14 protein-coding genes are annotated in these 14125 nt (G+C 33.7%); 13 read left to right on the top strand and 1 reads right to left on the bottom strand.

Going from position 1 to position 14125, the window contains the following annotated elements; translation table 11 throughout:
• Positions 1 to 48 precede the first annotated feature (48 nt).
• The 11 genes from ACHRVL_RS07085 to ACHRVL_RS07035 all read left to right on the top strand — a co-directional run bounded on the left by ACHRVL_RS07085 (position 49) and on the right by ACHRVL_RS07035 (position 9205).
• Positions 49 to 321 carry a helix-turn-helix transcriptional regulator gene (locus tag ACHRVL_RS07085; RefSeq protein ID WP_395411457.1) on the top strand — a complete coding sequence of 91 codons (273 nt, stop codon included), beginning with the start codon at positions 49 to 51 and terminating at the stop codon, positions 319 to 321.
• 119 nt (positions 322 to 440) lie between these two features.
• Positions 441 to 641, top strand: coding sequence for a YqaE/Pmp3 family membrane protein (locus ACHRVL_RS07080; protein ID WP_089055210.1), 201 nt, complete (start codon positions 441 to 443; stop codon positions 639 to 641).
• 180 nt (positions 642 to 821) lie between these two features.
• Positions 822 to 1253, top strand: a complete 432-nt coding sequence (locus tag ACHRVL_RS07075) for a hypothetical protein (protein WP_395411456.1) — start codon at positions 822 to 824, stop codon at positions 1251 to 1253.
• A gap of 159 nt (positions 1254 to 1412) precedes the next feature.
• Positions 1413 to 1790 carry a VOC family protein gene (locus ACHRVL_RS07070; RefSeq protein ID WP_395411455.1) on the top strand — a complete coding sequence of 126 codons (378 nt, stop codon included), beginning with the start codon at positions 1413 to 1415 and terminating at the stop codon, positions 1788 to 1790.
• Positions 1791 to 1884: 94 nt separating this feature from the next.
• Positions 1885 to 2964: an acyltransferase family protein gene (locus tag ACHRVL_RS07065; protein WP_395411453.1), complete on the top strand. Its 1080-nt coding sequence runs from the start codon at positions 1885 to 1887 to the stop codon at positions 2962 to 2964.
• A gap of 147 nt (positions 2965 to 3111) precedes the next feature.
• Positions 3112 to 3864: a helix-turn-helix domain-containing protein gene (locus ACHRVL_RS07060; protein WP_395411452.1), complete on the top strand. Its 753-nt coding sequence runs from the start codon at positions 3112 to 3114 to the stop codon at positions 3862 to 3864.
• A gap of 30 nt (positions 3865 to 3894) precedes the next feature.
• The gene (locus ACHRVL_RS07055; RefSeq protein ID WP_395411450.1) at positions 3895 to 5064 is read left to right on the top strand and encodes an FAD-dependent oxidoreductase; all 1170 of its coding nucleotides are present in this window, start codon (positions 3895 to 3897) and stop codon (positions 5062 to 5064) included.
• Positions 5065 to 5411: 347 nt separating this feature from the next.
• On the top strand, positions 5412 to 7715 hold the full coding sequence (locus tag ACHRVL_RS07050) for a DNA topoisomerase 3 (RefSeq protein WP_395411449.1): 2304 nt from the start codon (positions 5412 to 5414) through the stop codon (positions 7713 to 7715).
• A gap of 319 nt (positions 7716 to 8034) precedes the next feature.
• Positions 8035 to 8511: a DUF6265 family protein gene (locus tag ACHRVL_RS07045; RefSeq protein WP_089055217.1), complete on the top strand. Its 477-nt coding sequence runs from the start codon at positions 8035 to 8037 to the stop codon at positions 8509 to 8511.
• Positions 8512 to 8520: 9 nt separating this feature from the next.
• A complete protein-coding gene (locus ACHRVL_RS07040) occupies positions 8521 to 8871 on the top strand; it encodes a hypothetical protein (protein WP_395411448.1) in 351 nt (116 codons plus the stop codon).
• Entirely contained in the window at positions 8837 to 9205 is a 369-nt protein-coding gene (locus ACHRVL_RS07035; RefSeq protein ID WP_395411446.1) for a hypothetical protein, read from the top strand. Before ACHRVL_RS07040 ends, ACHRVL_RS07035 begins: the two co-directional genes overlap by 35 nt.
• A 57-nt stretch (positions 9206 to 9262) precedes the next feature.
• Here ACHRVL_RS07035 and ACHRVL_RS07030 read toward each other — a convergent pair whose 3' ends face one another.
• Positions 9263 to 10423: an MFS transporter gene (locus ACHRVL_RS07030; protein WP_395411444.1), complete on the bottom strand. Its 1161-nt coding sequence runs from the start codon at positions 10421 to 10423 to the stop codon at positions 9263 to 9265.
• 324 nt (positions 10424 to 10747) lie between these two features.
• On the opposite strand from ACHRVL_RS07030, the gene ACHRVL_RS07025 reads away from it, so the two are divergent.
• Complete coding sequence (locus ACHRVL_RS07025; RefSeq protein ID WP_395411442.1) at positions 10748 to 11473, top strand: hypothetical protein; 726 nt, start codon at positions 10748 to 10750, stop codon at positions 11471 to 11473.
• A gap of 273 nt (positions 11474 to 11746) precedes the next feature.
• Complete coding sequence (locus tag ACHRVL_RS07020) at positions 11747 to 13993, top strand: TonB-dependent siderophore receptor (RefSeq protein WP_395411440.1); 2247 nt, start codon at positions 11747 to 11749, stop codon at positions 13991 to 13993.
• Positions 13994 to 14125: the final 132 nt, after the last annotated feature.

The raw sequence follows: 14125 nt of genomic DNA, 5'->3' as shown, positions 1-14125 counted from the left end.
AGCACATGTGCTATAATATTTTTCTTATTTATATCTTCTTTTTGATAAGTGGAAAAGAATAATACTAAAACTAGAAAATTAATCTTCGATGAAGAGGGTTTACAGTTGCTTGCTAAGCGATTAAAAGAAATACGTTCTGAAAAAGGTATATCACAAGAAGAACTTGCTTATCGTTCTGAAATAACATTATCACAAATTGCCAGAATAGAAACAGTACGAATAAATCCTACTATTAGTACCATATTTAAAATTGCGCGAGCATTAGAAGTACCTCTTAGCGATTTATTTAATTTTGAGCTGCCTCGCGTTTCGAATGAATAAACTATTTTGTTCGCTTCACGAAGAGTTCTAATGAAACTCTGCGCAATCTCAAAAACTTTCAAGATTGACTTTGCGTTTTTTTCTTCTTATAAATTATTAAACTTACAAACCAAAAAAGCATGACGCTAATTGCAATTTTCTTTCCCTTTGCTTCTTTCTTTTTGAGAGGAAAAATATTCACTTCTATTATTTGTCTAATCTTACAAATAACTTTAATTGGCTGGATTCCTGCAGCAATTTGGGCTGTTATTTCTTTACAGAATTCAAGAGCCGATAAACGTAATGAGAAACTAATAAAAGCGATGAAAACCAAATCTTAAAATAAAAATGCTATAAACATATCGTCCTGCTGGGCTTTATTACTTTCCGGACTTTAAAAATAACTTCCTTCTGCCTCAATATTATTTTATAAAATAGTACGGCTTTACGTAAGGTTTTTCAGTAGAAACGAATTACTTTTAAAAAAACTTTTTAACTCGTTTTTAAAACAACCAAAACCAATGAAACTAATACTTAGCATTTTACTTTTTATTTTCAACTCGATTTTATTCGCACAATCCAGTCAATTTGCAGGCGATTATACACGTTCACTTTCGGACGACGGAAAACAACATATAATCGAATACAAACTGAGCTTAAATCCCGATGGCACTTTTGAGTTTCATTCCTATTCCAAAATACAAGGCGGAACTCCGCCAGAATCTAACAAATATGGAAAAGGAAAATGGACTGTGAAAGACAATATGGTTACCTTTTCTACCAACAAAAAAGAAGATCTTAACGAAAAATACACTTTAGATTTTAATACTTCGAAAGCGAGATTTGTAACCAAAAATCCTAGAGATAAAACAGATCAAATTGTAAAAACAAAACTTCAATTTTTAGATTCGCAAATTCCGTGGATGAAAAAAATCGATATTTTTAAGATATAACAACATACAAGAGCAAATGCTTATCAAGAAAGCTGCAGGAAATTATTTTCTGCAGCTTTTTTTTAGTTTATTAACAAAAAAAATCAATCTTTGCGAATGAGATTGTAAATTCATATAAAATCAAGTTCCAGCAGTAACTTTCTAACACCTATTTTAATTATGGAAACAAATTTTGAAGCAGGAATAAATATCGCAATTAAAATTCCAAAGCAAAAATACGATCAAACTGTAGCTTTTTATCGTGACATTTTAAAACTAGAAGTAAAAGAAGTGGCTATAACAAATCTGACCGTTTCAAAAACACATTCGGTTAAATTTGGTCATAATGTCATTTGGCTGGATTGTGTAGACAATTACACCCATTCTGAAACTTGGCTGCAATTAACGGTTCCCGATGTCGAAAAAGCGACGGATTATTTAAAACAAAATGGCGTAGAAACCTGCGACGAAATTGAAGAAATTCCAGAAAACATGCATTGGATTATGGATCCGGCAGGCACGGTTTTTAATTTGCAGAAAAACTCAAATCGCGAATAACTAAAAAAACAATTTTACAAGCATCACAACTACTACTAAAAGCAAACGCTAAAAAATCTAATCTATAAACCACGAAAAAAAATTACCTATTAACATGACAAAATCTGATACCGAAATTTTAAAGACCAAACAACATTTTGAAATCCTAGACGGCTTAAGAGGAATTGCGGCTTTGGCAATCGTAGTTTTTCATTTTATGGAAATCGTTTATCCGCCCAAAGAAAATTTTATTGCGCACGGTTTTTTAGCCGTTGACTTTTTCTTTTGTCTCTCAGGATTTGTTATCGCCTACGCTTATAACGATCGTATTGGCAAAATGGGTGTTAAGGAGTTCTTTAAATCTAGGTTAATACGATTACATCCGTTAGTTGTTTTTGGTGCTGTATTGGGTTTTCTAGCCTTTCTTTTTGATCCTTTCAGCGGTCATTCGGCAACTTATGATACTGGCAGATTAATTTTGTTATTTGTTACTTCGCTGCTTCTAATTCCATTTCCTGTAATGCCAGATCGCTATTTCAATATATTTGGTTTAAATGCACCTGCATGGTCTTTGTTTTGGGAATATATTGCTAATATTCTTTATGCGCTTTTCCTTCATAAATTAAGCCGTAAATGGCTTTTTATATTAACTCTTTTGGCCGCTGCAGGAATTTGTTTTGTTAGTTATCGCGCAGGAGGTTCGTTGATGGGCGGATGGAGCGGAGAAACTTTTTGGGATGGCTGCGCTCGTATTTCGTTTTCTTTTTTAGCAGGAATGCTCATTTACCGTTCAAACTGGATTATTAAATCAAAACTTGGATTTATTGGGTTATCTGTATTATTGCTGTTAACATTTGTAATGCCGTTTTCTGATTGGAACTGGCTTACAGAACCTTTGGTCGTTTTACTCTATTTCCCATTATTGATTGCATTAGGCGCTGGAGCTTCATTAACTGAAGGTTTTAGAAAAATTTGTGTTTTCTTCGGAAAAATATCCTATCCTTTATACATGACACATTATGCTGTAATGTGGATTTTTGCAGGTTATTACACCAAATACAAACCCGCAGTTGGCGAGCTGACTTTGATTATAGTTGCAGGAACGGTTCTTTTGCTTGGTTTCGCTTATTTGACCATGGTTTTATACGATACTCCTATTAGAAAATATCTTACTGATAGAAGAAAGAAAGTGTAATTAGAAAACTTTATACCTCTTCAGCAAAGAAATATAAGTTTTAATACAAGTGCGAAATTTTCACGCAAAGCCGCTGAGACGCCAAGTTTTTTTTATAAATTCATTGAACAAAAACTTGGCGTTTTTACAGCTAAATACTCATTTCAAATGAACGACTTCTATTATAATTTTCTTTTGCCACAAGAGCCGCTTGCTGACTTTGTAGAAAACATTGGTATGTTCTGCAATCCGTCAGATAAAGCAAAAGAAGTCGTTTTAATGCCAGACGGAAGAGTCGATTTGTTTTTTCTGCAATCCGATCAAGCGCCTTTTCAGATTCTATTAATCGGGTTGGAAACAATACCCGAAGAAAGAGTTATTCCGCCGCACACAATTGCGTTTAAAGTGAGTTTTAAACCGCTTGGTGTCGAATATCTTTTGCAGACTTCGATTGCCGATATTTTAAACAGTGCCAAAGAACTGCCAAAAGACTTTTGGAATATTAATCCTGATGATTTGAAAGATTTTGAAGCTTTTCAGCAAAAAATAACAGCGCAATTAAAAGAACTTTTGCCACATACAATAGACGAAAGAAAACGACAGATTTTTGAACTTATTTATGCTTCAAACGGCGAAATAAAAGTAAAAGAACTTTCAGAAAAAATAGCTTGGAGCAGCCGAGAAATAAACCGATATTTTAATAAGCAATTTGGACTTTCTTTAAATGCATTTTGTAAAATTCTACGTTTCAAAGCTTCGTTGCAGCATATTGCAAAAGGCAGACTTTTTCCCGAGTTAAACTTTACCGATCAAACTCATTTTATAAAGGAAATTAAAAAATTCTCAGGCGTTGTTCCCAGCGAATTATTAAAAAATAAAGATGACCGATTTATACTATTATCGGTCTTAAAACAACAATAATTTTGCCTCGTATTACTAAAACTATACGAGATGTTACTACAAAACAAACAAGTAGCCATTGTAGGCGGCGGTCCGGGCGGACTAACATTGGCAAGACTTTTACAGCTGCAAAATGTAAATGTAAAGGTTTATGAAAGGGATTTGAATAAAAATGCAAGAGTACAAGGTTCGCTGCTCGATTTACACAACGATTCTGGACTTGCCGCGATTCGAAAAGCTGATTTATTTGAAGAATTTAAAAACAATTTTCTTCCCGGTGCCGATAAAACTCTTATCGTAAACGAGCAGGCAACGGTATTTTTTAGCGATCATGATACCAATCGCGACGAAGATTTTGACAATGAATATTTTCGTCCTGAAATTGATCGCGGTACTTTACGAAAAATACTATTAGAGTCTTTACAGCCCGAAACGGTAATTTGGAACAGTCATTTTGATTCGATGGAAAAACAGAATAACGGCTGGCTGCTGCATTTTAAAAATGGTTCGTCTGCTTATGCAGATGTTGTAATTGGTTCTGATGGAGCAAATTCTAAAATACGTCCTTATATTACAACGATCAAACCCATTTACTCTGGCATAACTATGCTTGAAGGCAATGTTTACGATTCTCAAAAAGCAGTTCCTAACATTGATTCGTTATGCAAAGGCGGAAAAATTATGGCTTTTGGAAATAACAAAAATATATTGCTTGGGCAAAAAGGCGGCGGTGATCTTGGTTTTTACGCCAGTTTTAGAGCCAATGAAAACTGGACTGCAGACAGCGGTTTAGATTATTCAGACAAAACACAAATACTAAATTGGTTCAAAAATGAATATCCGGAATGGAATACGATTTGGTATGAATTATTCGAAAACGTCACAACGCCATTTATTCCGAGACCTATTTATTGTATGCCTTTAAATCAAACTTGGGAAGCTTTACCAAATGCCGCAATTATAGGCGATGCAGCACACGTAATGCCTCCTTTTGCTGGTGAAGGTGCTAATATGGCGATGCTTGATGCTTTGGAATTAAGCGAATGTTTAACTTCTAATAAATACAATACCTTGCAAGAAGCCATTTCGTTTTATGAATTGAATATGCGTGAAAGAGCTTCTAAAGCAGCGCAAGAATCTCTTGAAAACGGCGATAAAATGCATTCCGAAAATGCGTTGAAAATGATGTTAGATTTTTTTTCTGAGGGGCTAAGGGGTTAAAACCTTGAGGGTCTGAGGGTCTGAGATTCTAAGGTTCTGAGGTTCTAGAATATTGGAATTCTTAATTGTCTTATATTTTTGCTGAATCAAACCGTTTTTAATTCTACTATTGCCTATAATCTTGTCAATTCCGAAGAACAAGGAATCATACTCGGGATTTGACAAAAATTATCGATTTAGATTGTGGAGTTCCTTGTGTGATCTCTCCTTCGTCGAGATGACATAAAATGAAATAAAAAAAATACCAATACGTGATTAAAAAAAACTTTGTCCCTTTGTTCCTAAGAACCTTTGCGCCTTTCTTGTAAAAAATTCTTAATTTGCGCCTTCAAATAAGAAGGAGAAAAATGAAGGTCTGTATTGCTGAGAAACCAAGTGTAGCACGTGAAATCGCATCCGTTTTGGGTGCCAATACCAAACACGATGGGTATTACGAAGGCAATGGTTATGCCGTGACCTATACTTTTGGGCATTTATGCACCTTAAAAGAACCTAACGATTATAAACCGCACTGGAAAAGCTGGGATTTGAACAATCTGCCCATGCTCCCTGAGAAATTTGAAACTAAAGTAGTTCAGAATTCAGGAATCCAAAAACAGTTTAAAATTATAAAAAGCCTTTTTGACAAAGCCGAATTGGTTATAAACTGCGGGGATGCCGGGCAAGAAGGAGAATTAATTCAGCGCTGGGTGATGAACGAAGCAAATTACAAAGGCGAAATACAACGTCTATGGATTTCATCGCTGACTACCGAAGCGATAAAAGAGGGTTTTGAAAACTTAAAACCTTCTGAAAACTACGATAATTTATTCTACGCTGGGTTTTCAAGAGCGATTGGCGATTGGTTACTTGGTATGAATGCCACTCGTTTGTATACTGTAAAACATGGCGGTTACAAACAAGTTTTGTCTATCGGTCGTGTGCAAACGCCGACATTAGCAATGGTTGTAGATCGATTTAAAGAAATCGAAAACTTTAAACCGCAGCCCTATTGGGAATTACAGACTTTATATAGAGAAACGCTTTTTAGCTATGAAGAAGGTCGTTTTCTAAAAAAAGAAGATGGTGAAATTTTAGCAGAGAAAGTCAAAGAAAGTGATTTTGAAATTGTTTCTGTTGACAAAAAAAACGGAAACGAATATGCTCCAAAACTGTTTGATTTAACAGGTTTACAGGTTTATTGCAATCAAAAATTCGGGTTTTCGGCAGAAGAAACGCTTAAAATTGCACAGTCTTTATACGAACAAAAAGCCATTACCTACCCAAGAGTTGATACCACTTTTCTACCTGGAGATATTTATCCGAAAGTAACCGGTATTTTACAAAAATTAACGCATTACGCAGAGCTGACACAGCCGCTTTTAGGCAAAAAAATAAAGAAATCGCCTAAGGTTTTCAACGATAAAAAAGTAACAGATCACCACGCTATTATTCCAACCGGAATAGAAATTAATTTGCAATACAATCAACAGCAAGTTTATGATATTATTACAAAGCGCTTTATTGCGGTTTTCTATGATGATTGTTTAGTTGCAAATACAACAGTTATTGGAAAAGCTGCCGATGTAACTTTTAAAGCAACAGGAAAAGAAATCTTAAAAAAAGGATTTCGAATTGTTTTTGAAGATCCAAACGCAAAAGAAAAAGAGGCGGATTTACTGCCAAGTTTTGTTGTGGGCGAAAAAGGTCCACACGAACCTTCGTTTCTGCAAAAAGAAACCAAACCGCCCAATCATTTTACCGAAGCAACTTTACTGCGCGCCATGGAAACGGCAGGAAAACAAGTTGACGATGAAGATTTGCGCGAATTGATGAAAGAAAACGGTATTGGTCGTCCGTCAACACGAGCGAATATTATCGAAACCCTTTTTAAGCGTCAATATATTGTTCGAAATAAAAAACAGGTTTTGCCCACAACAACAGGAATTCAGTTGATTGATACAATTCAGAATGAATTGATAAAATCGGCTGAACTTACGGGTTCTTGGGAAAAACAGTTGAAAGATATTGAAAAAGGCAGTTTTACCGCATCAGCCTTTATAAAAAACATGAAACGCATGGTTGAAGCTTTAGTCTATGAAGTACGAAGCGAAACCAAACATGCCAATATTTCGCACGCAGCAACAATCCAAAAACCTGTTGTTAAAGCAGAAAAAAAGAAAGCTGCAGGAATTTTGTCTGAAACCTGTCCGAAATGTAAAAAAGGAAATTTTATCAAAGGAAAATCGGCTTTTGGATGCAGTGAGTATAAATCTGGCTGTGATTTTGTACTGCCTAATGTTTTTGCGGATAAAAAAATTACCGAAAGTCAATACTTACGATTGCTTCAAAAAGGTTCGACCGTAAATATAAAAGGCTTTAAAACAGATTCTGGAACCTTTGAAGGTTTGATACGTTTTGAAGAAAATTTCAAACTCAAACTCGAACCTAAGAAAACTCAAGCTAAACAGACGACAAATGAAGTATCCGATTCTTTAACCTGTCCGAAATGTAAAAAAGGAACAATCTTAAAAGGAAAAACGGCTTACGGCTGTGCTGAATACAAATCAGGCTGTGATTTTAAAGTCACTTTTGATGAAGTCCGTGCCAAACTGAAAGATCAAAAACCTACGAAAGAATTGGTTTATTCTATTTTACAGGAAAGCGTTTAGTTTTTTTCTTAGCCACTGATTAAAAGGATTTGAATGATTCTTTACTTTGTGTATGTGTGTTGCCACGAATTACACGAATTTCCACGAATTAATTTTTGAAAAATTGTAATGCTTTTTATCGTAGAATTGATGAGTTAAAATGATTTTGTCTCACGCAGATTCTGCAGATTTAGGCAGATTTAATTTTGATTCTTAATGATATAAATCTGCGATTATCTGCTTAAATCTGCAGAATCTGCGTGAAAATTAATTCGTGGAAATTCGTGTAATTCGTGGCAAACTTTTTTTTCATACTTTAGTACAATCAAAACTCATAAATATGTTTCAGAAAATTACTCTTTTAGCACTTGTTATAACTGCTGTTTCTTGTCAAAAAAAGGAATCTGTAGAAAAAGATAAAATCAAAATTGCCGACTGGCTTATTGGTAACTGGGAAAACAAATCGACTGACGGTGTTCTTACTGAAAATTGGCAAAAATTAAACGACAGTACTTTCAGCGCTTCTTCTTATTTTATAAAAGGCAAAGACACTATCCATTTTGAGTCTATTATTCTAGCTCAGCTTGGAGAAACTTTAACGTATAAAGCAACTGTAAAAGGGCAAAATGACGACAAACCAGTTTCTTTTGCATCAACTTTAGAGTCTGATAAACAATTGGTTTTTGAAAATGCCAAACACGATTATCCTCAAAAAATCACTTATACAAAAGGTGCAGATAATACTTTAACCGCCGAAATTTCTGGAAACTTGAATGGAAAACCAAGTTCTGAGAAGTTTGTTATGACGAAGAAGTAATTTTTTTGAATGTTTACAATTGTCCTAACTTTTTTCGGTATTATTATCGTATTGGGTATCATCTTGCAGATAAAATATTCGATTATTCCAAAATCATTTATACCTCTTGAAAGCAAAATAGTTCGCTTTGAAGAAAGGATAAAATGGCGTGATGCTACGGGAAGTCCAAGCAATCCAGAAGTATCATCAACTTACTATGTGCCAATTATAGAATATACTTTTAATGAAAAAAAATATATTTATGAGGGTAAGATTCCGATAATGCTTGAAACTTACAATTTTGATCGTAAAATAGTTTTATACATTAATCCCAAAAAACCATCTGATGTCAGACATAAAATTAAACACTATTGGGAATGAATTATGGAATGGCTATAGCAAACACAATGAAATTCGGGCTTTTTTAAGCAATCTAATTCAAAGTGGAATTACTTCTTTTATTTTTAAATATAATCGAATAGAAGAAACAATGAACACGACTTTCGATTTTAGGTTTTATTGTATAGAAAATCAGGTTGAAAAAGAGCTATTCTATGTTAATTGCAACTCCACCAGAAAGACTTTGCTTTCTTTCTTGGAAATCCTTAATCATATTAATGAAAACTATAAAATTGATTTAGTAAATGAATTCGCTAATGATGGTTATTTTTATGATAGCGAGAAGCAAGAAATCGTAAGACTTATATATCCCTAATTTTCAACAAAAAAGAATCAACAAAAAATCTTAGAACCTCAGCACCTTCAAAAAAATCTACTCGTTCTCCCCTATCTTATTCACCATAAAAATCATAAGTATTCCTAAAAGTGCCATTACTAGAAAAGCCCATTTCATACTTAGATATTCAGAGATAAAACCAACCATTGGCGGCACTAATAAAAACCCTAAATAACCAATAGTAGATATCGAAGTTAATGCTGAACCACTGCTTAATGTTGATGATCTTCCGGCAATACTAAACACAAGCGGAACTACGCAGGATACTCCAAAACCAATTAAAACATAACCAAAAATAGTTGGATAAGCATACGGCAGGATAAAGCAAATACCAAATCCTACTGTGATTAAAACACCGCTGTAAAATAGAATTCGTTTGGTACCAAATTTCATTACCCCATAATCACCAAACAAGCGCCCTAAGGTTACTGCTGTTGCAAAAAAGACAAATGCTGCACTGGTTAACTTTGGCGAAGCTTTTAGTATATTTTCGAAATAAATTCCGCTCCAATCGTACATTGTATTTTCGCAGGCCATTGAAACAAAGCAAATCAAGGCAAACTTTACCAGATTTTTTTCGGGCATCGAAAAGAACTTCTTTTTTACCTGAACGGGTTCATTATGAATACTCATTGGATAAAAACAAGCTGTAAGTGCCATCATAAAAACGCTTACTCCTAATAAATGATGCGATGGCGCAATTTGCTGCGTTACCATAACATAACCTAAACCTGCACCTGTAAAAACGGCAATACTCCAAACGGCATGAAAACGAGTTATGATCGATTTAGGATATAATTTTTGAACTTCAAGAGATTGTGCATTTATGGATAAATTAAAAATATTACGCGAAGCTCCAAAGATTAAAAGTACAAAAACCAATTGCCATACAAACGCAACCAAACCTGGAAGTGACAGTACAATATTGAACATGATTGCTCCTAAAAGCATAATATAACGGCTGCTGTATTTATTGAGCAGTTTTCCTGTAAAAGGCATTGTCAGCATTAATCCAATTGGAAATGCAAACAAAACTGCTCCAAATTCAGCTTCAGATAAATGCAATTGTGCTTGTATATGCGGAATTCTAGAAACCCAAGAAGAATATCCAAAACCTGAAAGGAAAAAAAACACCGTATTGGCTATACGATATCCTCTAGGTGTATTTTGAATTTTTTTAAAGAATGGTAAAATCATGAAGGCTTTTTTCAGATTGCAAAATTAGGGCTTTTTAAAAGGAACTGAGACCCTTTTTGCTTTTTCTATTTGCAAAATACCAATTCAACTGTTTTAGGTTCAAAAATAGAACAACAACTTTCTATTTTAATAATAAATAATGGCTTTAAATACATAAAAAGCAAAAATACTTAGAGGCATATTATTTACAAACACAAATCAAAATCAAGGTTTTAACAAATCAAACAAGAATTAGCTTTAAAGATTTTTACTTTTATTTTTAATTGTTCTAAATAAACTTTAAGTTTGTGCCATTATCATACTTAACAAATTAATCTTGATCATATGAAATCAAATACTTTAAAAACAATAACATTTTTATTTTTAGCCTTTTTTGCGGCACCTCAACTTTTTGCACACGCGCTTTGGATTGAAACTAAAGCTGCAGGAACAAAAGGAAAAGCACAAGAAATCTCGGTTTACTTTGGAGAATTTTCAGATAATGACATTACAAAAGCAGACAAATGGTTTTCTGATTTAAAAGATTTCAGTTTAGTATTGGTTTCTCCTTCAAAAAAAGAAACAAAACTTACTGCAAAAGCTTTAGACAATAAATATCAAGCCTTTTTTACTCCTGATGAAGATGGGGTTTATACTGTAGTAATGCACCATAAGGTAAAAGATGTTTACGGAACTATGGTTCTTGATTATAACTCAAGCGCAACTGTTGTTGTTGGAAATAAAACTGCTGGAAATTCTGCTTCTGCTAACAAAAATGTAATCAGCGTATTTAGCGAAAATGCTGATAGTACAAAAAAAGACGTAAAAATAAATGGTGTTGCTTTATATGATGGCACAGTTGCAAAGGAGCAAAAAATTAAGGTTATCGCTCCAAATGGGTGGGAAAAAGAATTGTGGACAAATGATAAAGGCGAGTTTTCGTTTACGCCAATCTGGTCTGGAAATTATATGGTAGAATTTGCTTATACTGAAAAAGCTGCTGGTGAACACAATGGCAAAAAATACGATGAAATCTGGAAAATGGCTACTTACTTAATCACGGTTAAATAATTTTCAATCTTTTTTTTAGATTAAATCACGAAGTTAATCTTCATGAAACCTTGTTCTTCTGAGCAAGGTTTTTTTAGTGTTAAGCTGTCAACATTAAAATAACATTAGAACAACCTTATAATAAAATTAAATCAACATTAAAACACCTTAAGACAATCTTAAGACAAAACTAAGAATATTTTAAGCGATAAAACACCTCTAAAAATTTTGTTAAAGGGTTTATGCGGTGTTATATTTGCAAAAAATTATTTTTATTAAATCTAAATAAGTAAAATGAAATATAACTTACTACTCGCTTTATCCTTGATTAGTTTAGCGTCTTATAGTCAAGATTATTCAAGTGCCGACAATACCACAACTCTTAATGATACGGTAAAAAATAAAAAAGGAGAAATTCTTAATGAAGTTTTAATAACAACAAACAAGCCTAAAAAACCTATTGAAGCTGCTCGTTCTGGTATTAAAGTTATGGACTTACCTCAAAGTGTTCAAATTATTGGCAGTGATATAATCGCACAACAGCAAGCTATTAGATTAAGTGAAGTTGTAAAAAACATGAACGGTGTTTATGTAGGTTCTGCTCGTGGCGGTGCTCAAGAATCATTCTTTTCAAGAGGTTACGATATGGGTGCAAACAATATGTTTAAAAACGGATTCCGTTTCAGCAGCGGATCAATGCCTGAAGTTTCTTCATTAGAAAAAGTAGAATTTTTAAAAGGTAGTGCTGCTTTATTATACGGAAACGTTGCTCCAGGTGGAATTTTAAACATGGTAACTAAAACTCCTCAATTTACTAAAGGCGGAGAGGTTTCTATGCAAATTGGAAGTTTCTCTTATTACAAGCCTTCTATTGATATTTACGGGCCTCTAAATAGTTATATTGCTTACCGTTTTACGGGTTCTTACGAAAACTCAGAAAGCTTTAGAGATGTTGTAAAAAATGAGCGTTACTACTTAAATCCTTCATTTTTATTTAAGTTGAGCGACAAAACTCAAATTACACTTCAAGGTGATTATTTAAGCTACGATTGGACTCCAGATTTTGGAACGGGAATAATTGGAAAAGAAATTGCTGATGTGCCAAGAAACAAATATTTAGGAGCACTTTGGTCTTACGGAAAAACGAATCAAACTAGTGTTTCGGCTTTGCTTAACCATAATTTTAATGACAATTGGAAACTTAATTTCAATACATCATTCCAAAATTACAAAAGAACTTCTAAAGGAACTGAGCGCGTATCTATCGACACAACAATTCCAAATTATGTAAATGGTGACTATATTCGTCCATTAGGGCAAAATCAAAACTTTGAGCAAATCATTGGTGAGCAATTAAGCTTACAAGGGATTTTTCATACTGGAAAAGTTAAACACCAAATTTTTACAGGTGTTGATTTAGAAAACTCATTCACTCAAGCTTATACTTATGCTTTTGACGAAAAAGCGGTAAAAGATGCTAAAGGAAAATACATTGTTAATGCATACGACCGTGTAAACATTTATGATCTTACTTATGACGGACAGCGTATGGATATTCCAAATGCAAATGCTACAAGACTTGTAAATACAGATTCAAACCGTTTTGGAATTTATGCTCAGGATTTAATTTCTATTTCAGAGCAGTTTAAAGTTTTAGCAGGATTACGTTGGTCATGGCAAGAAACTCAAGCTGAAACAACTGATTATACAAAAGCTACAATAACTAAAGGGCAAAAATTAACAGATGCTGCTTTTTCGCCTAAAGTTGGTTTAGTTTATCAGCCTACAAAAAACACTTCATTATTTGCAAGTTATGCAAACTCATTTACGCCAAATACAGGAACAACTGTTGATGGTGAAGCTATCAAACCATCTATCATTGACCAATATGAGGTAGGTATTAAAAAAGATTTCTGGAGAGGTTTATTAAGTACAAACGTTACACTTTATCAAATCACAAACAGTAATTTAGCACAAACTGCTGAATTTAAAGCTGACGGAACTCCTAATACGGATACAAATGTAAAAGTATTAAGCGGTGAAACTAAAAGTAAAGGTGTTGAAATCGATGTTACTGCAAGACCAGTTGACGGTTTAAACATTATTGCTGGATACAGCTACAACGATATGCGTTACAGCAAAACTTCAGGTTTAAATGGCAGCTTTATTGAAGGTGACCGTTTGGCTAGAACTCCTGCAAATACTGCAAACTTAAGCTTCTTTTACACGCTTCAAGATGGTTTATTAAAAGGTGTTTCTTTTGGAGCAATCGGAAATTACATTGGTAAGAGAATTGGAGGATGGAATAATTTAATTGTAATCGATCCTAAAACTGGAGTACAAACTATAAACGACAGAGAAATTCCTTTAGAAGGTTACACTACAATTGATGTATCTGCTGGATATACTTGGAGAAAAATCTCAATTTTATGTAAATTATCAAACATTACAAACGAGTTGAATTATACAGTTCACGAAAACTACAGTGTGAATCCAATCGCACCACGTCAAATTATGACAAGTTTACGTTACAAGTTCTAAAAATTTGAATTAGATTATAATGAACCAAAGCTTTTTCTGCCTTTTCATTTTTCGAAAAACAGAAAGAGTTTTGGTTTTTTAATACACAAACCTTATCTATCATTAGATAAGGTTTTTTATTTCAATAAAAGG

This window comes from Flavobacterium sp. FlaQc-28 (genome assembly GCF_044007415.1).
In the GTDB taxonomy this organism is placed as follows: domain Bacteria; phylum Bacteroidota; class Bacteroidia; order Flavobacteriales; family Flavobacteriaceae; genus Flavobacterium.
Note: the sequence above shows the minus strand (reverse complement) of the source record. Positions and strands in the feature narration are given on the sequence as shown.